A 24,119-nucleotide genomic window follows, 5' to 3' on the forward strand; every position below is an offset into this window, starting at 1 on the left:
TCCTGCAAATAGGTTCTGCAGGAAGGTTTTTTTATCTGATAAAATTTATGTTATCTGTATTAAATGGTGGAGCTGAGGGGGATCGAACCCCTGACCTTACGGCTGCCAGCCGTACGCTCTCCCAGCTGAGCTACAGCCCCACATCAAAATGATGGTGATTAATAATCGAATCGCGGGCCGGTGTCAACAAAAAAAATATTTTTTTCAGAGCAACCCGTGGATTTGAATTAAACATTGACATCCGGTTTTGTGAAAAGATATTATATAAAATTTGTTAACTTTTACTATATGATGTACGAAGGAGAGCGGCATGCTGCGTTATCTGCGGGAGAATTCAGGCAACTGGATTATCAAGATTTTTCTGGGTATCATCGTGGTGGTATTTGTATTTCTGGGTGTGGGATCCATGAATTCCGGCCGGGACGATTCAGTGGCGTCGGTGAATGATACCCCCATCACGGTTGATGAGTTTCAGCTGGCCTACAAGAATCTGGTGGAACAGATGCGAAACCGCTTTCAGGACAACCTGACCGATGATCTGTTAAAGGCGTTGAATGTCAAGCAGCAGGCCCTGAATACCCTGATTGAAGAAAAACTGATGGCGGAACAGGCCGATGCCTTCGATATCCGGGTCACGGATTCTGAACTGCAGGAATCCATTCTGAACATGGAGGTGTTCCACAAAGACGGCCGGTTTGATATGGAATTGTATAAACGGCTGCTGGGGCTCAACTCTCTGACCCCTGAAATGTTTGAACAGCTCCAGCGTGCCCAGTTGAGAACCCAAAAACTTCAGGACATGATTGTGAGCGCCGTGTCTGTCTCAGATATGGAAGCACGCAGTTTTTATGACTTTCACAACACATCCAGGAAAGTGGATTACATTCAAGTGGATCCGGCTGACATTTCTGATATTTCCGTGACCCCGGAACAGATTCAGGCCCATTACGAAGAAAACAAGGCCAGATATCAATCAGAGCCCAAACGCAAAGCAGCCTTTATCCGATATTCTCCCCGGGATTATCAGGATCAGGTCACCATTACCCAAGAACAGATCACTGGGTATTATGAACAGCATGCGGAAGAATTTGAAATACCTGAACAGGTGGAAGCCAGTCATATTTTGATTCAAGTGGATGAAACCGCAGATGAAACTGCCGTGGAAACAGCGAAAAACCAGGCCATGGCCGTTTATGAGCGTGCTGTGAAAGGTGAAGATTTTGCTGAACTGGCAAAAGAAATTTCCCAGGGACCTTCCAAAGAAGACGGGGGATACCTGGGAAAATTTGACAGAAACAGCATGATCCCATCCTTTTCTGAGGCTGCATTTGCCATGCAGCCCGGGGAAATTTCCGAACCGGTGAAAACCCGGTTCGGCTGGCATGTGATCAAGGTGATGGACCGGTTTGACGCCCATACAAAATCTTTGGACGAAGTGGCCGAAGATATCAAAACCCGGCTTAAACAGGAAGAAATGCAGCAACTGGCCTATTACAGAGTGGAAGATGCGTTTGATGCAGTCATTGATGGAGACGCCCTGGAACAGGTGGGATTGATGACTCAGAAAGAAGTCAGGACCACAGACGCGTTTGATGCACAAGGCAATGGACTGGAACTGGACAATCCCCCGGGTTTCGCCCGGGCCGCGTTTGAGATTCAGCCCCAGCAGATCAGTGATATCCGGCAGATCGAGGATGATTATTTTTTGATCAAGGTCACTGAAACCATTGAACCGGTCCAGCTGCCCCTGGAAGCGGTAACCGATCAGATCACACAAGAACTGGAAAACAAATTCCGTGTAACCGCAGCTGAAACCCGGGCCAAAGAGCTGCTTGAGGCGGCAAAAACCGCTGGAAACCTTGAAAAAACCGCCCTGGAAAATAATCGGACGGTGTCCAGCACCGACTGGTTTACCCGAAATGAGACTGTCCAGGAAGTCGGGCGATCCGAGGCGTTCATAAATGCCGCATTCCAACTGACGCCGGAAAATCCGCTGCACCCGGACGTGTTACAGACTGACCAGGGATTTTTTATCATTGCGTACAATGACCAGAAGTCCCCGGAAGAAAATGAAATCCAGGAAAATCTGACGGATATAAAATCCCAGCTGTTACAGGCAAAACAAGGACAATACTTTCAGGCATGGATCAATGAACTTAGAGAAAAAAGCGATATTGAAATCAATTCACGGCTCATCGATGGATAAAAAGCGCTCTCTGACCCGATATCTGGTACAGATCGGTTGTCTGGTATGGGCCTTGCTGATCGGAACGGGCGCCTGGCTTACCCCGGCCGGACATGCGCTGCCCGTGGCTGCCGATCAGGTGATCAAGGATCCGGCCGTGGTTCACGGTACCTTGTCCAATGGATTTCAATATGTTCTCATGAAAAACACCACCCCCAAAGACCGGGTGGGTGTTTATTTGAACATATTTGCCGGTTCCGCCCATGAAACATCGGATGAACAGGGGATGGCCCATTATCTGGAACACATGCTGTTCAACGGCACCGAGCATTTTTCTCCGGGAGAACTGGTGACTTATTTCCAGTCCATCGGTATGGATTTCGGTGCGGATGTGAATGCGAGCACCTCTTTTTTTCATACAGTCTATGATTTGACACTGCCCAAAGGGGATCAGGCACATCTTGAGGATGCCCTGAAGGTGCTCAAAGATTATGCGGCCGGCGCACTGCTTCTGGAAGAGGAGATCGCCCGGGAACGGGGAATCATCCTGGCGGAAAAACAGGAGCGGGACTCCGTGTCCTACCGGACCTTTAAATCCACTTTCTCGTTTGAACTGCCGGGATCCATTCTGCCAAAGCGCATGCCCATCGGTGAAGAACCGGTGATTGAAACCACGGATCAAAAACAGCTCAGACAGTTTTATGATCGATGGTACCGGCCGGATAACATGGTTTTGATCATGGTCGGGGATATGGATATCCAGGCGGCTGAAAAATGGATCACCGCCCGGTTTCAATCCCTTGAACCCCGGATCCCGGAAAGTCTGTATGCACCCAAAGGCATCCAATGGGACTCCCATGAGGGCATCAAACCGTTTTATCTGTTTGAGCCGGAAGCAGGTAACACACAGATTACAATTGAACGGATCGAATATACGGATTTTGCCTATGAAACCGAAGACAGTCTCAAGCTCAAGGTGACCCGGAACCTGGCAGATAACATGCTGGATCATCGCCTGTCCCGCATGATTCAGGAAGGCAGCGTGGATTTTTCTTCGGCATCCGCATATTCCGGCCGGTTTCTCAATTATATAAACGCTGCGGCGGTCACTGCTAAATGTGATGCCAAACACTGGGATACCAGTCTGGCTCAACTGGAAAAATTACTGCGCCAGGCGTTTGAAACCGGGTTCACACAAAAAGAACTGGACCGGGTCAAAGCGGATTTCCTGGCTGACCTGGAAACATCCGTCCGGCAGGCTGACACCCGGAAGACATCAAACCTGGCAAGATCGCTGCTCACGTCTGTTCAAACCAGGAACTGGTTTTTATCCCCTGTCCAGGCAAAAGATCTGCTGACCCCGTTTGTGGAAAGTTTGTCTGTGGATCAGGTGAACACGGCATTTCAGACATCCTGGAATCCGGATCACCGCCTGGTGATGGTCACCGGGAACGCAGACATTGCATCAAATTCTTCCGAATCCGCTGAACAGGCTATTTTAAACGGATTCAATGACAGTGCCCGCCAAAAAGCGGATCTGTTTCAGCCGGAACTTTCCACCAGCTTTCCTTATCTTCCGGTTCCTGAAACAACGGCGGCCATTCAGAGTATAGAAAAAAATGTCAAAGATCTGGAGATTTCCCGGATCGATTTTGACAACCAGATCCGGCTGAATCTTAAGCAAACCGATTTTCAGAAAGGCCGGTTTCTGTTCAAAGTGGTGTTCGGGCACGGCAGGTCCTGTGAACCGGCGGGCAAGCCCGGTATCGCGTTTATCAGCGAACAGACCGTGCATAAAAGCGGTTTGGGAAGCATGACCCTGGATCAATTGAATGCGGCATTGGCCGGCCGGGACGTGACCATGGAATTTACCGTGGAGGACACCTTTTTTTCCCTGAGCGGGTCTGCGGACCCCGGTGAGACCGAACTGGTGTTTCACCTGATCCGCTCGTTACTGACGGATCCGGGTTTCAAACAGGAAAGTCTTGACCTGGCCAAAAATCAGTACCGCCAGATGTATGAAGCCCTTAAACAGACCCCGGACGGCATCATGCGCATTAAAGGGGACCGGTTTCTGGCCAAAGGAAATCCCTGGTTCGGCATGCCCCATCCGGATGAGGTGGATCGCCTGAACTTAACCGATATCCAGTCCTGGCTCACCCCATATTTCAAGCAGGGGGGATTTGAGGTCTCCCTGGTGGGGGATTTTGATCCAGCCCAGGTGGTTTCCCATGCCCGCACGCTGTTGGGAGGATTTGCCTCCCCGGGAAACGAAGATCATTGCCAAAATGATCTGGATCCGGTTCAATTTCCTGAAGGGGAAAATCTGTCTTTAACCCTGGATACCAAGATCGATAAAGGCGTGGTGCGGATCGCTTTTTTAACCGATGATTACTGGGATGTGAATTTATCCCGGGCATTGTCCCTGCTGTCCCGGGTTCTGTCTGAACATTTGAGAATAACCATCCGGGAAAAACTGGGGGCCGCGTATTCGCCGTATGTTTACAATCACCCGTCCATGGTTCATGATGGATATGGGGTGTTGCAGATGGTGGTACCGGTGTCCCATGAATCTGTGGATCAGGTGATACAGACCCTTGATGAAATTATTGCAGACATCCGTGCCAATGGAATTTTTGCCCGGGAGACTGAACTGGCTCTGGCCCCGGTTCTCAAACAACTGGAGGTATTGCGGGAAACCAATGCCTACTGGCTGAATTCCGTGATGGCAGGGTCACGACAACACCCTGAAAAACTGGACTGGGCCCACACCATTGTTCCTGAATACAGCGGGTTGACCCACGAAGAGATGACAAAACTGGCCGATACCTATCTGGATCTGAAAAAAGCCGCACGGATCCGTATTCTTCCGGCTCAGTAAAAAAAAGAGGAAAGGGAGCAGGGCTCAAACCAAAGCCTCTTCAACCGCTAAAATCCGCATCTTTGGCGACCTGTTCCCAGGCAAACCGGATCGCTTCATAATTGAAACCTCTGTAACGCAGATAATTAAACGCTTTTTTTTGCCGGGTTTCCGGGTCCAGATGATGCCATCTTTGATATCTGGCGGCCAGCGCTGTGACCGCCATCTGCATATCATCATATGTGTCAAGCAGATCGCTGATGATTTGGGAGCGGATGCCTTTTTGTCTGAGTTCCCGGGTAAGCGCGAACTTTGATTTGGGTTGGTTTCTTTTCCGGTTTTCAATAAAGATCCGGGCGAATTCTTCATCATTCAGATACCGGTATTGCTTCAACCGGTCAATGACAGTAGAGATGTGTGCCGGATCCTGACTTTTTTTTGCCAGATATCCGGTCATTTCCCCGACACTGCGGGGTCGGATGGCCAGATAGCGCAACGCGGTCTGAAACAGCTTTTCTTCCTGGGGATCCGGCGTGTCGTCAAACAGGGACATGGGGATTGGGTTTCCAGGTCAAAGTAAGCACAGCCAGTGTTTCATCGCCGGATTCATCAAAAATACCGTGTCGGGTTGTCACCGGGTCTGTGTGATCTGATACACAGGTTTTAACCGACACCGTTCCCGGGTAGAACGTTTCTTTGAGAAAATTGATCACCAGAGTCACCGGCACATGATTAAACAGCCAGGGCATGGGCAGGGTTTCAAGCGCCCAGGTTGCGTAAGTCGTGTTGTTCACATGCTGGTTCAGGTCCAGATCATGGATTCGGACAGGAAACTGCGCTTCATGATCCCACCGGACGAAATCAAACGTGTTGGCCCATAGATCCGGCGGTGTGCCGGTCTGGGTCATCAACTCCGGGGGCATATGATAAGACAGCCTGACCGGCCGGGTGTTTGCCGCTTTGACCATGACCCAGACCGACAATGCCTGGATGTGAGGAACACCGTCCGGAGAAAGCATTTCAAACTGACGGATTTCATACAGGTTTTTCCAGGGAAACCGCCAGGTTCTCAATTCATAGGGACCCGGCCATTGCAGCGGCTGATTCACCCGGATCTGGTACCGGGAAATCACCCATTTCAACTGGTTTTGTGCCAGATCAAATCCGCTGACCCCCATCTGATGCGCATGAATACCGGCTGCATCCTGAAAAACAGACAGCAGCCGATCCATGCGGACATGGTTGTTGGCGCCCATCACTGAATAGGGTACAAGCATTTTTTGGGAAAATATCGGTTCAAAAGACATATCAGGGCGTTCTTTCAAACAATCGAATCGGTGATGTCAATAAAGAGGTGAACATATTGATCAATCCTTCTCCCACGGCTGAAGGGTGCAAAGGTGTTATGACCGGATCATCGATGGCACCGGTGGCTTTTGCCGGAAATGACACCAGACGGCCGCTCAGGATGGTATTGACTACCGGAATGAATTGCACAAGGGTGTCAATGGTTTTAAAGGGTGCCACCAGACAGGTCAGATCCAGCCGGTTTTCAAACGGATGGATGTCGCCTGTAAAAAAAAGGGCCATGTTTTCTGCATCAATCACCGCTTTTTCCAGATGAATGGTGCCGTTTTTCATTTGTGCATTCACCTGAATACTGCGATACCGGAACCCTTCCTGGCGGATATCCGGCAGTTTCAAAATATTTAATACCGACAGCAGCCGGGACAACAGGGTCATTTTATGAATCTGCCCTTTTTCGGATTCAAATGAAATGTCTCCGGTGAGATCGGTATGGAGGGTTTTCACGGATCCGGTGCCGGACAAATTGGCATTCAAAGCGTATCCCCCATTCATCAGGTCTATTCCCGGATAAAAACAGGAGAGCAGGGTGGCGACATTCTCCCGGTTTGACGCGCTGATCTTTAAATCCGTCTTCGTTTGAAGATCAGGTGATGTCAGATCCAGGCGCATCCGGCCGGAAATATTTGCACCACAGAAATCCGCAGTGAGCAACTGAATGTCGGGGTGATCCCCTTTCCCTGTGATCAATGCCGTCACATGGGAAAACTCAAATGTTTGATAGGCCAGCCGGTCCGCCTGGATACGCAGATTTTTTTGCGAAAACTGAAAAGGGGTTCCTGAAAAAGAAGAGCTTCCCAGAAGTGATATCAAGGTGTCCAGTTGAACAAACCGAGCGCTGATGTGCAGGTTTTTATCTGGATCTGCAACGATTTCCATCGGCTGTCCCCGGGTCAGAGACATCAGACGCTGGTGCAGCAACGTATTTTCGTCCATCACGATATCCAGGGTCCGGGTATCCAGAGTTCCTTTAAACCGGATTTGTGTGAATTCCGGGTGCCGGGTGAACAGAATTTCGGCATCGGTCAACGGTTTATGTTCAAGCGCAATTCGCTCAGGTGTCAGATCCGCCGGCCCTTTTCCTGTCAATTGAATGGAGAACTCAATATTGGGTGCCAATTCCGCTTTCCCGGACACGGACATCTGTTTGTCATGCATCTGGACGCTGCCGGATTTAATCCACAAGGGCAGGGCGATACCGGCCGTATATGCCGGAGAGACTTGCTGGGACAACCAGTCCAGGCCGGTGATTTTCGCGGACAGATCAGAAATGTCCATTGCGTTTTCAGACACGTCAAACGCACCGGACATCTGATTAATTTCATGGGGTCTGGAAGAAATTTCGATCCGGATATCCTGACCTGTGCCCGCAATATTGAATTCACCCTGATTGAATTCAAACATCGGGCCTTTATAGTGGAGGCGGCTGACAATCAGTTGTCCGGACATATCTGTCACCGGTTCCATGCGGGAACGGACCGGTTTCCATAACGACAGTTTCGGCCAGATTTCCTGAATGTCAAGGTCCATGCTCTTGGCAGACAGATCCAGCAAAGGGGTTTCATCCAGCATGACCTTGGCCGACACGTCAGTGACAAGGCTTTCACCGATATTTCCGGACAATCTGCTGATCCGGATCTGGTTATTTTCATAAACAAACATCCCTTGGGAAATCGTCAGGGGAAAGGGAATCCGATCATAAAATCCGGTCGCTGAAAACGGTTTTGTGGTCACTGAAACCAACAGATCCGGTTGATCGTTTTCAACGGCCAGTGTCAATCGGGCATCTGCCTGTCCCTTCAGGTCTTTCACCCGGGCCATTTCTTTGGCCAGTATTGAATCCGGCAACAGGCGGATCAACACAGCCGGCACTTCAGCCAGGTTCACATCCAGATCAAATTCACCGGTAAACGGCACATGGGATGAATGCAACAGATCAATGGTCAGCCGTCCCTGATGAATCATCGAGTGATCAATGCGGCCGTTTTCAGCCGCAATGATCAGCTTGCCGTCCGACACCTGGGCTTTACCCTCCACATCATCGGCCATCAAAAGCGTTTCCGGTATTTGTATCTGCGAATTTCGGGCGTTTCCATCCAGAATCAGATGCCGGGGATCAAACAGGGTGTTCCAGGATGCTGCGTGAAATCCCACAGACACGTCATTGGCCGTGCCTTTTCTCAATATGTCAAACAACGGCTTCACCACCTGATTTTCCGGTGCCAAAGCCAGGGTCGCTTCCCGGGCCTGGGCAATGTCTATGTGATTGCCTGTGAAGGTCAATGCGGTTTCATTTCGGGTCCGGCTGTTTGAAAATGCCATGGCCACCTGCGCGGACGGATATGCCAATTGGGTGGGGTCAATATGAAAAGACACCTGATCCGGCAAATAGGAAAAATGCATCTGCACCTGGGAGCCTGAGATGGAAGCAGGCGTCAGCCGGTGCGAAGCGATGTCAAACCGGTCCAGCGAAAGGTCGCCGGATATTCCGGTGTCAGGATTCAGCCGGACATGCAGGCGGGCGGTTTCTGATGCCAGCTGATCCATCAGAAAATCCGGAGCGGAGAAAAACCGGGCCAGCCAGTCTTTTGTCACATGAAGGTCTTTAATCTGTGTGTCAAACTGCATGGTCTCATCGGTTTTGGAAATCCACAGACTGCCATTGAGCGCGGAAAACTGCTGGGTGCTTGTATTTTCCAGATGAATCTGTAACTGGTTTTCACTGTCCGGAAGCAGGGCGAATACCTGTTGGATCTGCTGTTTGGGAAACTGAAAATCAAGGGGGGCATGAAAAGTCAAACCGGTTTTGTTTTCACCCGGCAGGGTTTGGATACCCAGGTCCTTTAAAAAAATGCCGGAAATCTCTATTTTTCGTTTCAACAGCGCACTCAGGTCCAAATCCAGGCGAACGGCATCCACAGACAATTCAATTTCCCGGGTCAAGGGCAATTTCACGCCGTCAACCTGAATTCCGGGCTGGGGTGTCAACAGAAAAGTCACCTGATCCGGATCGATTTCTGTGTTGACCTGGTTTTCAATGTGATTCACGATCCAGGGCTTGACAAAAGGCGAGTTGAGAATCGGACCCAGAAAAAGAAATGTCATCAGAACCGCTGCCGTCAGTACGCCAGCGGTATATAGACAAATTCGTCTGATTACCATGCATACCCCTGCTGTCGGGTTAAAAGGATCATGTCTGCCATGATTTTTTCAGCCTGCTGCAAAAGGATCTCTTTATACCGGTTCAAAACAGGTTCCTGATCTTCCAGGGTGCGGATGGGATCTTTGCCCAGGGCGGTCAGATATTCATTTTCAATTTCGATTTCAGTTTGCTGATCCATGATTCTTTGTTCTTTTCGGGCATTGATATCCAGGGGCAGACGAATTTTTCTCTCCTGTTTTGATGTCCATGCCAGGCGCTTTTCAAGATAAACCATACCGGGATCCTGAAGGCTGCGCTGTTGAAATTCATGCATCAAAGACGTATACAAAGGCGTCAAAGACCGGTATGCCTGGAATGGAATCTGAGGAATGGTATCCCAGGGCAGGGCCCCGTCCAAAGAACTTTCTCCGGTATCTTCGGATTTGTAGACTTTGGGAAATAAAATATGCGGTATCACGCCCCGGTGCTGGGTGCTTTTACCGGAAACCCGGTAAAATTTGGCGGATGTGAGCTTGAGTTTGCCGTCTCCCAACGGTTTGAGTTCCTGAACCGTGCCTTTACCGAAACTCTGGGTTCCCACGATGATTCCCCGCTGGTAATCTTTGATGGCACCGGCAAAAATTTCCGAGGCTGACGCACTCATTCGATTGATCAATACCAGCAACGGCCCGGTATACTGGATTTCCGGGTCGTCGTCATAAAGCCGGGTCATCTGCTGTTTGGTGCGGATCTGTACCGTGGGCCCGGAGGTGAGAAAAAGCCCGGTCAGATCGCTGGCTTCTTTGAGGGCACCACCGCCGTTGTCCCGCAAGTCGATGATCAGACCGTCAATGTTTTCTTCGGCCAGTTCAAACAGCAATTTTTTCACATCTGAAGTGGTGCTTTTATACTGGGAATCTCCTCTGTGATAAGCTTCGAAATCAATATAGAAATTCGGGATTTCAATGATCCCGATTTTATAGTTTCTCTGGCCTGAAACCACGGTTTTTATCTGTTTTTGGGCGGATTGTTCCTCCAGTTTTACCGTGTCTCTCATAATGCTGACAATGGTGGTGGCATCACTTTTTTTGGCAGGAATGATTTTAAGACGGACAAACGTGTTTTTCGGACCCCGGATCAACTTGACCACTTCATCGATCCGCAGACCGATGGTGTCTTTGATTTCACCGGTTTCCCCCTGACCCACTCCGATAATCTTGTCTCCGGGCATCAACTGGCTGGATTTGTCCGCCGGCCCCTTGGGAACCAGGCTGACAACCTTGGTATATTCATATTCAGTCTGGAGCACGGCCCCGATCCCTTCCAAAGAAAGCCGCATATGAATATCAAAATCTTCCGATACCCGGGGCGGGAAATACTGGGTATGGGGATCAAAGCTTTCGGTGACGCAGTTCATGACCAGTTGAAATACATCATCTGTGGTGGTCTGGGACAACCGGGTCTGGCGGGTGGTATAAATTTTTTCCAGGGTTTGTGACACATCCGTCTGGGTGTTATGGTCATCGAGCGTCAGCGTGATGATGTGATGGATCAGTTCTTTTTTCCACAAAGTGCGCAAATCATCCTCGCTGGGTTGCCAGGGCCGCTGTTCACCGTCCACCACCAGAAAATCCCGGGAATTGAGAGACAGAAAAGAGTCTGGTTTTTCCAGCAGATCCAGAATATATGCATACCGTTCCGCGGCCCGGCGATGGTGCAGATTGTAAATCTCATATGCGCTTCTCAGGTTGCCGCGCCTCAGGTCTGTGTCAAATTTTTGACGGTATTTTTCCAGTTCTTGCAGATCGGGTCGGGTCAGCAGGTGCCGGGATGGATCCAGGTATTTGATATACCGATCAAAGATCTGTTCAGACAGAGTATCATCCAGTTTTTTCCCTAAGTAATGATAACGCTCAAGCGCGGAAACAATCCGGATGCACTGAATGGCATGATTTCTTTCAGGGGCCAGACGGACCGGTTGGGCGGACACGGTGGGGTGGCATACCAGCACCAGCAGGATCAGCAGGATCAACAGGGGAATCATCCTGTTTTTCAAGCAGGAATCCAAGGGATTATTCAAAGGTCGGGTCACTGTTTTTTTCCTTATCATCAGATGTGTCAAACGGGGTTTCAACACTGATTTTTCCAATTTTACCGGATCTGAAATCCTGAATCAGGACGGTGGCGGCTTTATGATAATCAATTTGCCCTTTGGCTTTCAAACACCCTCTGGCAGCACCGATTTGTTCCAGCAACCCGGCTTCATCGTCAGGTATTGGATCCAGGAACGGGTACCGGGCCTTCAGTTGTTCCGGATAGCGGCTTAGAAGCAGTCCGGCGGCAAACCAGGCAATGTCCTGAAAATCCAGTGCAGCATCTGAAATAGCGCCTGTGACAGCCAGGGCATAAGCCCGTTGAGGCGGTTCAATCACGGGCCACAGGACCCCGGGGGTATCGTACAGATCAATATTGTTTGGTAAACTGGTCCGCTGCTGATGCCGGGTGATGGCCGGTGTGTTACCGGTTTTGGCGATTTTTTTTCCAACCAGGGTGTTCAGAAATGTGGATTTTCCGGTATTGGGGATACCGACCACCATGATTTTTCGTTTTCTGGCCCGATTGCAGGACACCCCTTCTATGGCGTATTCCAGGGCACGAACTGCCTGGGACTTGTCCGTGGCATTGATGGCAATGGCCCGGGCATTGCCGTGTTTTAAAAAATAGGTCAGCCATTGCTCCGTCACCCGGGGATCGGCCAGGTCGATTTTATTGAGAATTTTCACCCGCCGGGCGTTGCGGCTGATTTTATCCATCCAGGGATTCTCACTGGCCACCGGTATCCGGGCATCCAGCATCTCCATAATCACATCTGCTTTGGCTGCCGACTGGTGCAACCATTTTTTTGTTTCCAGCATATGGCCGGGGAACCACTGAATGGTCATAAAAAATTATTCCTCTGTCACATCAAAGGTCATGACGTCAATTGCGATCTTAAAATGTCCGCCAATACCGGATTGGCAGCCACAATGCCTTTTTCCGGAAAATCCGGGCCTCCCGTGAAATCCGTGACCTCGCCTTGTGCCTCGGTTACCATCAGGATTCCTGCGGCCACATCATAGACATTCAAATTCATTTCCCAGAACCCGTCCACTTTACCGGCCGCCACATAACACAGGTCGATGGCAGCGGAACCGCAGCGCCGGATATCTCTCAACTGTGGGACAATCCGGTTGAAATGGACCAGATTGTTGTTTTTTTTGCCGGCACGCAGACATGCAAACCCGGTGGCCATCACCGCATCCGTCAACGTGGTGGTGGCAGAGACCTGAATGGGATGATCGTTCAACCAGGCCCCCTGGTTTTTGCGGGCATGAAACAACTGACCCAGGGCCGGGGCATATACGGCCCCTAAAATAATTTCCTGCTTTTTTTTCAAAGCAATGCTGATGGCATAATAGGGCTGTCCATGAAAAAATGAGGTGGTGCCGTCAATGGGATCGATGATCCAGCAATAGTCACTGTCCGTAAGCATCTGGCCGGTTTCTTCGCCCCAGATTCCATGATCCGGAAACCGGGATTGGATCTCTTGAATCAGAAACGCTTCCACCTGCCTGTCCGTGGCGGTGACCAGGTCCTTTCGGGTTTTGAATTCAAGGGACTGCAACGTGAGTTGTCCCTGTTCCGCCAGACAGAGGTCGCCTGCTTTAACAATCAATTCTTTTAAAAAGGAATGCATGGTGTTTTTGTTACCCTTATATCAATTTTGGCAGATTATGGCATATCAGAAATACTTTGAAAAGGCAACTTCCAGGCATGACATCACACGGGGTGAATTGACTTTTCAGATCCGTTCTGACAAGATGATTAAACGGTCAACATCATTTATCTGTGAGGTGAACATGCGATATTTTTCAGCCATCTGTCTGATCTGGATTCTTTTGGGGATGGGAGGTATGGTCCCGGATTCATTTTCCTTAGAGACTCAGGAGATGGATGCCGATGTGGAACCGATTCCTTCTTTGATCCAGAGTATCCGGTTCCCGGATTCACTTGAATTTTGCGGTATACCCATTCCCATGGAAGATCCCATGGTGAAAGCGGCCATGGAAAAAGAAATGCTCTTGATTTTGTGGAACCGTCCCCAGGTGATTTTGTGGATGAAACGGGCGGCTCAGCTTTTTCCCCATATCCAGAAGATTCTGGCCGAAGAACAGATGCCCGACGATCTGAAATATGTACCGGTCATTGAAAGCGCGCTCAGACCCCATGCCAGATCCTTTGCCCATGCCGTGGGATACTGGCAGTTTCTCAAGTCCACCGGCCTGAAATATGGCCTGAAAATTAACGATCAGGTGGATGAACGGCGAAATATCTTTAAATCCACCCGGGCGGCCTGTGTGTATCTGAAAAAACTGACAACGGAATTTGGATCCGTTTTTCTGGCCCTGGCCGCCTATAATATGGGCGAACATGGCCTGGCAGTGGAAATCGATGCCCAGCAGACCCACAACTATTTTGACTTGTACCTGCCCCTTGAAACCCAGCAGTATCTGTTTAAAATCATTGCAGCCAAACTGATCCTGGATCAACCGGAAAAATATGGGTTTCATCTGAATCCTGACGACCTGTACCCTCCGCTGGATCTGGCTGCCCTGGATGTCACGCTGCAAAAAGAGGTGCCCATACTGATCATTGCCAGAGCAGCGGATATTTCGTATAAAACCTTTAAAGAACTGAATCCGGATATCCGGGGATATTATCTGTCACCGGGTTCGATTGTAATCCAGGTGCCGGCGGACAGCGCACCCGGTTTTCACACCCGGTTTGCCGAACTTATCGCAAAGTGGCAGAAAACCTCACCTGTCCGGATCCACGTGGTCAAACCCGGGGAAAGTCTGATAGGTATCGCCCAAGCCAATCAGATGTCGCTGGCGGAATTGCTGCGGTTGAACAAAATGTCCTACAAAAAAGTGATCCATCCGGGGGACCGGTTGAAAGTCAGATAACGGCGGGATCTGCTGGATCTGAAGAAAAAGACCGGTTTTTTTTGGGGGTTTTCTGCTGCTTTTTCAAACAGATCAGATCTTCGCGAATAATGGCGCAAAGCTTTGGATTGTGCAGTTCTCTACACGTAGTATGATTGTAAAGAGGGCACTCGGGGTGTTGTTTGGACATAACGGCCAGTTGTCCTTGTATTCATTTATGTGATCCTGATATTTGGCCTGAGTATACCCCAATTGTTCAAATAATTCAATGCGATTCAAAAAAAGATCATTGTGTCAGGGTTTCTTCCGAGATGCTGTCCGGAATCTGAAGCGGAGGAGATTTGATCCGGTTTTCCAGATTTTTCAGCGTTTGGTTGACATTGTTCTGAAGTTCGGTCAATCGCCGGTCGACCTCTTTTCGGGTCATGAACTGATTTTCCAGTTCTTTGTGTTGTTTTTCCAAAAGGCTCACCTGTTTTCGAAGCTGTTCCAGGTCAAGACGCTTGTCGTTCAATTGTTCCTGAAGAGAAATCAGCTCCTGCCTCTGGGTCTGAAGGGATGCCACTTCCTGTTTCAAGGCCTGAAAAGATGCCATTTCCTGTTTCAGGGTCCGGACCTTTTTTTCAAATTGAGCCTGGTTTTCATCCATGGCAGAACGCAACGATGAATTGATCCGTTCCAGTTCCGCCAGATTGGCCTGATCCTGGTCGGCATTGTTCTGGATCCGGCGATCCTGTCGGGCCAGCTGATCTCCCAGTTTTGCCGATTCTGCATCCAGTGCCGAGACATCGGCCTTGGATGCTGCCAGTTTTCCCAGCTGCTGCTCCAGAGAATCGGTTTTTTGTTCCATTAACGGCAGTTTCTCTTCCAGATCAAACCGGTTTTTGGCAATGCGGATGTCCAGGGCGTTCATTTTCTCTTCCATCTGACGGGACAGATGCTCCACCCGGTTATTTTTGGCCGTATCCACATCCAAGACCTGGTCTTTCATGTCCAGGTAGATGAAAAACAAAACCGCACCAATGAGGATCGGCAGAATAATGGTGATAATGGTTACACGGGTGGATAATTTGTCTATTTTCAGTGCATTGCGATCCTTTTGGTACAAGGCGGGCGAGGGCAAGGTATCCGGATCCTCTTGGGGAAGATCCGATGCATCGGTCCTATAGTCTTTCAGGCTCATCAGATCCGTACCTCTTTGATTTTCCGGGTTTCTGAAACATGGGCCTGCCTATTCCCATTCAATGGTGCCCGGCGGTTTGGAGGTGATATCGTATACCACGCGATTGATGTCTTCCACCTCATTGATCATCCGATTGGAAATTTTTCCCAGCAGATCATGGGGCAGTCTGGCCCAGTCTGCGGTCATGGCATCGTTGCTGGTCACCGCCCGAATGGCCACGCAATGGGCAAACGTTCTTTTGTCTCCCATGACACCCACGCTTTTGATGGGTAACAGCACGGCAAACGACTGCCATAATTTGCGGTAAAGACCGGCTTTCCGGATTTCTTCCAACAAAATTACATCGGTCTGTCTTAATATATCCAGGCGCTTTGCGGTGATTTCGCCCATGATGCGGATGGCCAGTCCGGGACCGGGAAAAGGCTGGCGCCAGACCAGGTCTTCATGAATGCCCAAAGCCAGGCCCAGTTTTCTGACCTCATCCTTGAACAGCAGCTGCAGCGGTTCGATAAGTTTGAGTTGCATTTTTTCCGGCAGCCCTCCCACATTGTGATGGGATTTAATAATGGACGTAGGGCCTCCAAAAGCGGACTTGGATTCAATGATATCCGGATACAGGGTGCCTTGTCCCAGAAATGCGGCCCCCGGAATTTTGCGGGCCTCGGCTTCAAAGACCTTGATAAATTCATTGCCGATAATTTTTCGTTTGGTTTCCGGATCCGTGACCCCTTTGAGGGCATCCAGAAACGTTTGTGCCGCATCCACAAACCGGATATTCATGTCCAGGTTGTTGCCGAGCCGTTTTTCCAGCTGGGTTTTTTCATTGTGCCGCAACAGGCCGTTGTCCACAAAAATACAGTGCAGGTTTTTACCGATGGCTTTGTGGATCAGGGTGGCGGCCACGGATGAATCTACCCCGCCAGAAAGCCCCATGATCATTTTTTTGTCTTTAACCGCATCTTTGATCTGTTCAATGGCTCCTTCTGAAAAAGAGTCCATGGTCCAGTTTTTTTCACATCTGCAGACATCAAACAAAAAATGTTTGATCATCAATGATCCGTTGATGGAATGTTCCACTTCCGGATGAAACTGAAGCCCGTAAAATTGTTTTTCAGGATGCGCCACGGCCGCAATCGGCGTGTTTTCCGTTGCAGCCGTCACTTTAAATCCCTCCGGCAGGGTTCCGGCGGAATCTCCATGGCTCATCCAGCACTGAAATTCCGAGGGCATATCCTTGAACAACAACGAGTCCGATTTGATCTGCAATCGGGCAAATCCGTATTCTCTTTTTTTTGCCCGACGGATCTCTCCACCCAGGGCATGGATCATGGAATGCATCCCATAGCAGATCCCCAACACCGGCACCCCTAAGTCAAACAGGGATTTGTCCACGGCAGGGCTGTCTTTTTCATAAATACTGGACGGCCCGCCGGACAGAATAATGCCTTTGGGATTCAGGGCCTTGATCCGGTCAATGGGGATATTTGCCGGCTCCACCTGGCAGTAAACATTATGTTCCCTGACCCGTCTGGCAATCAGCTGATTGAACTGGGAACCGAAATCAATGACAACAATCATGGTTTTGTTTTTCCTCATGAATAAAATTTTCTAAATCATAATTTTTCCTATAAATCGCTTTAAAATGCAAGGTGTTTTTATCTGGATCTTGCCATAAGATCCTTATTATGCTTTATTAGCCCCATCACAATCACAAAATTTACAACCCAATTAATAAACGGACAGGAGAAACAGGCATGTATTTAGCATCTGATTTAAGAAAAGGATTAAAATTCGAAATCGACGGCGAACCCTATATCATTGTCGACTTTGAGTTTAAAAAACCCGGGAAAGGCCAGTCTTTGTATAAATGCAAACTCAAGAACATGATTACCGGGTCTCAGTTTGAAAGAACTTACCGGTCGGGTGACAAGTTTGAGAAAGCAGACCTGGAAGAACAGGAAATGGAATATTTGTATGCGACCAAAGATTCCTTTTGTTTCATGAACACCAGCAATTATGAACAGATTTTTCTGACCCGGGATCAGCTGGAAGATGTGATCGATCTGTTGAAAGAAAACACGGTTTGCACCGTGTTGCTGCACAACCAGAAACCCATTGGCGTGACCCTTCCCAATTTCATCAACCTGACCATCACCAAAACCGAACCCTGGGCCAAGGGAGACACCGCAACGGGCAGCACCAAACCCGCCACCCTGGAGACCGGGTTTGAGGTGCAGGTTCCGCCGTTTGTGGATGAAGGACAGATGGTTAAAATCGATACCCGTACCAAAACGTATGTGGAACGGGTCAATGCATGATCTGAAAGCAGACTATACTTTTTCCTTATATCCGCATCCGGAAGTGTTGCACTTGAGGAACCGGCCGTCCCGCTTGGTTTCTTTTTCCACCAGAAACAATGCCTTGCATTGGGGACAGGGTTTGGCCACGGGTTTGTCCCAGCTGGCAAACTTACAATCCGGATACCGGGAACATCCGTAAAAAACTTTACCGCGTTTGGATCTTTTTTCAACAATCCGGCCTGAACATCCGGGCTCCGGGCAGTCGACCCCGATATCTTTGTTGTCATTTTCAGACATCAACGATTCCGTGTGCGTACATTCCGGATATCCGGTACAGGCCAGAAACAACCCGAACCGGCCGTCTTTCTGAACCATGGGTTTGCCGCATTTGGGGCAGTCCTTGACCGGGGTATCATCCACCTTTTTTTCGACAATGGAGATCTGACCTTTCTCGTCCCGGGTGTAATTGCTGGTGAACGTGCAGTCCGGGTAAGCGGAACATGCCAGAAAATGGCCGTTTTTCCCGATTTTGATATGCAGCGGCTGTCCGCAGGAGGGACAGGAAAGTTCAGTCTTGATCCCCACGCCTTTGACGCTGACCATCTCCTGTTTGGCTGTTTCCAGGGTTTGGCTGAAATCATCGTAAAATCGGGAGAGCAATTCCACTTCATCCAGAGTACCGCTCTCCACATTGTCCAGGTTGGTTTCCATCTGGGCCGTGAATGAGATATCCAGCAGGTCGGGAAACGATGCCACCAGAAGATCGTTGACAATAAATCCGAGTTCACTGGGATAAAAATAGCGTTTCACCAGTTCCACATATCCTTTGTCCTGGATCACGCTGATAATGGAGGCATACGTGCTGGGCCGGCCAATGCCGTTTTTTTCCAGTTCCTTGACCAGCGATGCTTCGGAAAACCGGGGCAAAGGTTTGGTAAAATGCTGTTTGGGATTTATTTTTTCACATGTCAGCCATTCTTTTTCCTCAACCTGGGGAAGGGTCTGGATGTCGTTTTCTGATTTGGTTTCCTGGGTATCATACAATGCCATGAAACCACTGAATTTCACCGTGGAACCGCTCACGGAAAACAGGTAATCCCCTGCTTTGATGAGAATGGCTTTCTGATCGATCTCTGCCCGGGCCATCTGGGAAGCCACAAACCGTTTCCAGATCAGGTCATACAAGGCATACTGATCATCGGTCAAATGGGCCTTGATTTTATCGGGAACATTGAACACCGATGTGGGGCGAATGGCCTCATGGGCGTCCTGGGCCTTGTTTTTATTTTTAAAATACCGGGGCTTGGCCATGGCATATTCCTTGCCATAGGTCTGGGTCACCAGGGACAGGGCCTCCTGGGCCGCTTCCGGCGCGATCCGGGTGGAATCGGTACGCATATAGGTAATCAACCCCTCCGGCCCGCCGGTACCGATGTCGATGCCTTCATACAACTGCTGGGCCACCACCATGGTTTTTTTGGCGGAAAACCGCAATCGATTGATAGCATCCTGCTGCAGTTTGCTGGTGATAAACGGGGGCAACGGATTGCGTTTTACTGTTTTGTTCTTGATTTCATCCACCTGAAATCGGGCTGTTTGAAGATCCGCAACAATTTTTTGGGCCTGGGTCTCATTCTGGATCTTGGCTTTTTTCTGGCGGATTTTTACCAGGGCCGCGTTAAAACCGGGCGGGACCTGGGCCATCAAGTCCGCGGTGATGGTCCAGTATTCTTCCGGGACAAAACTGCGGATCTCCCGTTCCCGGTCACAGATAATTTTCACGGCCACGGACTGGACCCGGCCGGCACTCAACCCCCGCTGGATTTTCTGCCACAGCAAGGGAGAGATCTGATATCCCACCAGCCGGTCCAGCTTCCGCCGGGCCTGCTGGGCATTGTATTTGTCTTCGTCGGGTTCCAGTGGTTTTTTCAAGGCATCTTCAATGCCTTTTTTGGTGAGTTCATGGATGAGGACCCGGTGAAACCGGCGGTCCTTTTTTTTCAGAATATCCATGATATGAAACGCAATCGCCTCGCCTTCACGGTCCGGGTCAGGCGCCAGGTAAATATCATCACAGTCTTTGGCAATTTTTTTCAACTGGGAGATGACATTGGTTTTGTCTTTGATATTGACATATTCGGCTGTAAAATTGTTTTCCACATCAATCCCCAGCTTTTTCACGGGCAAATCCCGGATATGACCGGAACTGGCAGCCACTTGAAAATCTTTTCCCACATATTTTTTCAACGTTTTGATTTTGGTCGGGGATTCGACAATGATAAGCGGTTTAGCCAAAACAACTCCTTTTATGATAACGAAAAATAATTGCCGGGATGATGCGTGATCTGTCCCATCAATTCAAGTTCCAGTAAAATGGCAGATACCGCATCACTGGGCATCCGGCTGATTTCAATAATCTGGTCGATATGCTGGGGATAGGCATCCAGAATCTGTAAAATATGTTTTTTGTCACAATCCAGTTCCAGGGACGCATCCGGTTTTACAAAATCGTTTTCACAGGATATTCCTGATGCCGGTTCAACATGAACCAGATGAGATAATTCCTCCATCACATCAGTTTCATTTTCCACCAGTTTGGCTCCCTGTTTCAATAAAAAATGGGTTCCCTGACTTTTTTGTGACGCAATGCTTCCCGGGACTGCAAACACTTCCCGGTTATACTCCGCCGCCAGCCTAGCAGTAATCAATGAACCGCTTTTTCTGGCGGCTTCCACCACAATGGTTCCGCAGGACAGACCGGCTATGATCCGGTTTCTGACAGGAAAATGATACGGAAACGGGTCTGTGTCAAGTTTAAATTCCGAGAACACGGCACCGCGTTCCTGAATTTTATGAAACAACGTCTTGTTTTCCCGGGGATAAATATTGTTCAGGCCGGACCCCAGCACGGCAATGGTTTTCCCGGTGCTGTCCAGGGCGCCTTCATGGGCGGCCGTGTCAATGCCCCTGGCCATGCCGCTGACAATGCAGAATCCTTTTTCCGCCAGTTTAAATGCCAGACGTCTGGCTGTGGAGATGCCGTAGCTGGACGCAGCCCGGGACCCCACGATGGCAATACAGGGGATATCCGGTTCCCAGACACCTGAACAGGTCAGTAACGCCGGTGGATCAGGAATGTTTTTCAGAAATACAGGGAATCGTTCATCATGGATCGTCAGAATGGAAAACCCCTGATCCAGGGTTTTTTGCAGCTCTTTTTTGGCAGCCGCCATCCAGGGTTTGAGATGTCTGATTCCGGCAATGGTTTTATGATGAATACCGGGAATATTTACCAGAGTGTCAGAATCGGCTGAAAGAACCTGCTCCGGGCCGCCAAAGGCCCGGAGCAGGCGAACATACATCTGGTGTCCCACACCGGGAACTTCTCTAAGAATAAACCAGGGCAGGTATTTGTCAGCATCCGAAATCATTCCAAATCAAAAGACGGGCTGATTTTTTTTAACATAGATATCATCCATTTATCCGTTTTAAAGATGCAAAAAGAACAATGGGTGTTGCCACAAAAATGGATGAATAGGTCCCGATCACCACGCCCACGATCATGGCAAAGGCAAAATTGTGAATGATTTCACCACCCAGAAAAAACAATGCCAGCAGGACAATCAAGGTGGTGACAGACGTTAAAAGGGTCCGGGACAAAGTCTGGTTGATGCTCTGGTTGAAAAGGGCCGGCAATCCGGTTTTATCGGATTCTCCTTTAATATTTTCTCGGATTCTGTCAAACACGATGATGGTATCGTTCAGGGAGTACCCGATAATGGTCAACAAAGCCGCAATAATCGGCAAGGAAAAATCCATGTCAAATATGCAGAAAATGCCGACCGTGATAAACACATCATGAATCAGGGCAATCATGGCGCCCATGGCATATTTGAGCCGAAGCCGCCAGAAAAGGGCTAAAGACACCACCAGGGCTCCGGTGATCAATATCGGCATACTGACATTGATCACAGACAAAAAATAAACCGCGGCCATCATGGCCCCGGCAGTGACACCGGACAGAATCCATTTGAGTTCAAACCGACCGGAAATATAGATGGTAATGAACAGCAAAGAATAAAAAATGGCCAGAAGGGCCTGTTTTTTCAGGTCATCTCCCACTTGAGGACCGACCATTTCCATGCGCCGGATTTCAGGCGCGATTCCGGTTCCTTTTTCAATGGCGGCTGAAACCGCCTGGGCCAGCCCAGTGCCTTCAGAACCGGTATTGGCGGTCCGGATCAAAAACTCATGGGTATCGCCTTCACCGAAATCCTGAACAGACAAATCTTTGAGATTCAATCCGGCCAGGCTGTCCCGCACCTGTCCGATGGAAACGTCCTGGTTGAACTTGACCTGGACCAATGCGCCGCCGGCAAAATCAATGCCGTAATTAGGACCTTTATGGATGACCAGGCCGATGATACTGGCCAGGATCAGCAGGCCGGAAAAAACCATTGCGATTTTTCGTTTTCCCAGAAAGTCGATATTGATATCAGACTTGATCAGCTGCATAATGACAATTCCTTTATATGCTCAATGATGAGGTGGTTTTTTTCTGCAAGACAAGATCGAAAATGGATCTGGACAAAACCAGGGCCGTGAACAGGCTGGCAACGATCCCCAGCCCCAAAGTCACGGCAAACCCCTTGATCGGCCCGGTGCCGAACTGAAACAGCACGATGGCGGCGATCAATGTCGTGACATTGGCATCCAGAATGGTCAATGCAGCTCTATCAAAACCGGCATGCACCGCAGCAGACGCGGTCTTACCCCACCGGAGCTCTTCTCTGATCCGCTCAAAAATAATCACGTTGGCATCCACGGCCATCCCGATGGTCAGAATGATGCCGGCAATGCCGGGCAGGGTCAGCGTCGCCTGAAAAGCAGCCAGTCCCCCGCCGATGAGAATGATATTCAATATCAGGGCCAGGTTGGCGATCAACCCGGATTTCCGGTAATAGATCGTCATGAACAAAAGAATCAATACCCCGCCCACCAGCATGGATATCATGCCCATGCGGATGGAATCCGCCCCCAGGGTCGGTCCGACGGTTCTTTCTTCTATGATGGTCACGGGTGCGGGTAATGAACCGGCCCGCAGGGCAATGGCCAGGTCCTTGGCTTCGTTCATGGTGAAATTACCGGTGATCACGGCTTTTCCCCCGGCGATCCGGTCCTGGATCACCGGTGCGGAGTACACGGTGTTGTCCAGAATGATGGCCAGGCGTTTTTTGATATTTTCCCCGGTGATCCGGTCAAAAATATGGGCCCCTTTGCGGTTGAATTCAATACCGACCTGGGGTTGCTGAAACTGGTCAAACTCTACCCTGGCATTGACCAGCAGACTGCCGTCCAGCAGCACCTGTTTTTTGATGACATGGGGAATTTCAGTGGTGTTTCCGGTAGCCGGGTCTGTTCTCTTTTCGTACAAAAGCATGCTTCCCACAGGCAGATTCCCTTTAAGGGCTGCGTCAATCCCGGCATCTTCATCCACCAGCTGAAAGGTCAGCTGGGCGGTTTTTCCGATCAGGTCTTTGGCACGGTCCGGATCATTGATCCCCGGTAACTGGAGAAGAATGCGGTTCTTACCTTGAATCCGTATATCCGGTTCGCTGACACCGAATTCATCAATCCGGTTTCGAATGGTTTCCAGGGCCTGGTCCGTGGCCATTTTTCGAATCATATCCATTTCATCTTCGGGCAGTTTCAGCTGAAATCCGATGGATCCATCCTGAACCGCAGCACTTGTCACTTTCAGGTTTGAAAACTCTTTGGAAATGATCTGCTCAAACGCAGCCTTGGATTCCTGATCCGGCAGTTGTGCCACCAGCATGTTGCCCTGGCGGCTGACACCCTGATGCAGGGTGTTGTTCCGGCGCAGTTCCTTTTTGATTTCATCGGCCGTCCGTTCCAGCTCCGCTTCCACAGCCTTGATGTTCTGGACTTCAAGCACCAGATGCATCCCGCCTTGCAGATCCAGTCCCAGATTGATTTTTTTATGGGGCCAGGTGTTTGTAAATGTTGGCAGCAACCAGACAATGGCAGCCAGAATGACAATGAGGACCAATCCGTGCTTTAAGGTAAGTAGTTTCAATC

General features: G+C 49.6%; 16 protein-coding genes and 1 tRNA gene. 4 read left to right on the forward strand and 13 right to left on the reverse strand.

All coding sequences use genetic code 11. The annotated features are described in order from the left end of the window. Nucleotides 1–64: 64 nt before the first annotated feature. Nucleotides 65–140, reverse strand: a tRNA-Ala gene (locus K365_RS0110215). A 170-nt stretch (nt 141–310) separates the two neighbouring features. On the opposite strand from K365_RS0110215, the gene K365_RS0110225 reads away from it, so the two are divergent. Together K365_RS0110225 and K365_RS0110230 are read left to right on the forward strand one after the other, a co-directional pair. Further along, complete coding sequence (locus tag K365_RS0110225) at nt 311–2,206, forward strand: SurA N-terminal domain-containing protein (protein WP_024334488.1); 1,896 nt, start codon at nt 311–313, stop codon at nt 2,204–2,206. Then, entirely contained in the window at nt 2,199–5,066 is a 2,868-nt protein-coding gene (locus tag K365_RS0110230) for a M16 family metallopeptidase (RefSeq protein ID WP_024334489.1), read from the forward strand. The genes K365_RS0110225 and K365_RS0110230 overlap by 8 nt, the downstream gene beginning before the upstream one ends. Before the next feature lie 40 nt (nt 5,067–5,106). Here the strand turns inward: K365_RS0110230 and K365_RS26520 are convergent, their stop codons facing one another. Genes K365_RS26520 through K365_RS0110260 form a run of 6 tightly spaced genes read right to left on the reverse strand, consistent with a single transcriptional unit; the run spans nt 5,107 to nt 13,288 of the window. After that, nucleotides 5,107–5,598 carry a regulatory protein RecX gene (locus tag K365_RS26520; RefSeq protein WP_024334490.1) on the reverse strand — a complete coding sequence of 164 codons (492 nt, stop codon included), beginning with the start codon at nt 5,596–5,598 and terminating at the stop codon, nt 5,107–5,109. Next, nucleotides 5,585–6,352 carry an acyl-[acyl-carrier-protein] thioesterase gene (locus K365_RS26525; RefSeq protein WP_006966420.1) on the reverse strand — a complete coding sequence of 256 codons (768 nt, stop codon included), beginning with the start codon at nt 6,350–6,352 and terminating at the stop codon, nt 5,585–5,587. Before K365_RS26525 ends, K365_RS26520 begins: the two co-directional genes overlap by 14 nt. Before the next feature lies 1 nt (nt 6,353). Then, nucleotides 6,354–9,515, reverse strand: coding sequence for a YhdP family protein (locus tag K365_RS0110245; protein WP_024334491.1), 3,162 nt, complete (start codon nt 9,513–9,515; stop codon nt 6,354–6,356). A gap of 50 nt (nt 9,516–9,565) precedes the next feature. Further along, nucleotides 9,566–11,608, reverse strand: coding sequence for a carboxy terminal-processing peptidase (locus K365_RS0110250; RefSeq protein WP_245569159.1), 2,043 nt, complete (start codon nt 11,606–11,608; stop codon nt 9,566–9,568). Nucleotides 11,609–11,624: 16 nt separating this feature from the next. Then, nucleotides 11,625–12,494 carry a ribosome biogenesis GTPase YlqF gene (gene ylqF, locus K365_RS0110255; protein WP_006966426.1) on the reverse strand — a complete coding sequence of 290 codons (870 nt, stop codon included), beginning with the start codon at nt 12,492–12,494 and terminating at the stop codon, nt 11,625–11,627. 29 nt (nt 12,495–12,523) lie between these two features. Further along, nucleotides 12,524–13,288, reverse strand: coding sequence for an inositol monophosphatase family protein (locus K365_RS0110260; RefSeq protein ID WP_006966428.1), 765 nt, complete (start codon nt 13,286–13,288; stop codon nt 12,524–12,526). A gap of 163 nt (nt 13,289–13,451) precedes the next feature. Here K365_RS0110260 and K365_RS0110265 point away from each other — a divergent pair, with 163 nt between their 5' ends. Next, nucleotides 13,452–14,558: a lytic transglycosylase domain-containing protein gene (locus tag K365_RS0110265; RefSeq protein WP_024334493.1), complete on the forward strand. Its 1,107-nt coding sequence runs from the start codon at nt 13,452–13,454 to the stop codon at nt 14,556–14,558. Nucleotides 14,559–14,823: 265 nt separating this feature from the next. On the opposite strand, the gene K365_RS0110270 is transcribed toward K365_RS0110265, so the two are convergent. Further along, entirely contained in the window at nt 14,824–15,720 is an 897-nt protein-coding gene (locus tag K365_RS0110270; protein WP_024334494.1) for a coiled-coil domain-containing protein, read from the reverse strand. Nucleotides 15,721–15,768: 48 nt separating this feature from the next. Next, nucleotides 15,769–17,298, reverse strand: a complete 1,530-nt coding sequence (gene guaA, locus K365_RS0110275; RefSeq protein WP_024334495.1) for a glutamine-hydrolyzing GMP synthase — start codon at nt 17,296–17,298, stop codon at nt 15,769–15,771. 176 nt (nt 17,299–17,474) lie between these two features. Between guaA and efp the strand changes: the two genes are divergently transcribed. After that, nucleotides 17,475–18,038 (forward strand): elongation factor P, encoded by a 564-nt coding sequence (gene efp / locus K365_RS0110280; protein ID WP_006966436.1) that lies wholly within the window; start codon nt 17,475–17,477, stop codon nt 18,036–18,038. 12 nt (nt 18,039–18,050) lie between these two features. On the opposite strand, the gene topA is transcribed toward efp, so the two are convergent. From topA to secD, 4 genes are read right to left on the reverse strand one after another with little or no spacing between them, the layout of a single operon-like run. After that, nucleotides 18,051–20,315: a type I DNA topoisomerase gene (topA, locus tag K365_RS0110285; RefSeq protein ID WP_024334496.1), complete on the reverse strand. Its 2,265-nt coding sequence runs from the start codon at nt 20,313–20,315 to the stop codon at nt 18,051–18,053. An 11-nt stretch (nt 20,316–20,326) separates the two neighbouring features. After that, nucleotides 20,327–21,451 carry a DNA-processing protein DprA gene (gene dprA, locus K365_RS0110290; RefSeq protein WP_024334497.1) on the reverse strand — a complete coding sequence of 375 codons (1,125 nt, stop codon included), beginning with the start codon at nt 21,449–21,451 and terminating at the stop codon, nt 20,327–20,329. Between the two features lie 40 nt (nt 21,452–21,491). Next, a complete protein-coding gene (gene secF / locus K365_RS0110295) occupies nt 21,492–22,535 on the reverse strand; it encodes a protein translocase subunit SecF (protein ID WP_024334498.1) in 1,044 nt (347 codons plus the stop codon). A 13-nt stretch (nt 22,536–22,548) separates the two neighbouring features. Continuing rightward, nucleotides 22,549–24,117: a protein translocase subunit SecD gene (secD, locus tag K365_RS0110300; RefSeq protein ID WP_024334499.1), complete on the reverse strand. Its 1,569-nt coding sequence runs from the start codon at nt 24,115–24,117 to the stop codon at nt 22,549–22,551. Nucleotides 24,118–24,119: the final 2 nt, after the last annotated feature.

This window comes from Desulfotignum balticum DSM 7044 (assembly GCF_000421285.1).
GTDB classification, from domain to species: Bacteria; Desulfobacterota; Desulfobacteria; order Desulfobacterales; family Desulfobacteraceae; genus Desulfotignum; species Desulfotignum balticum.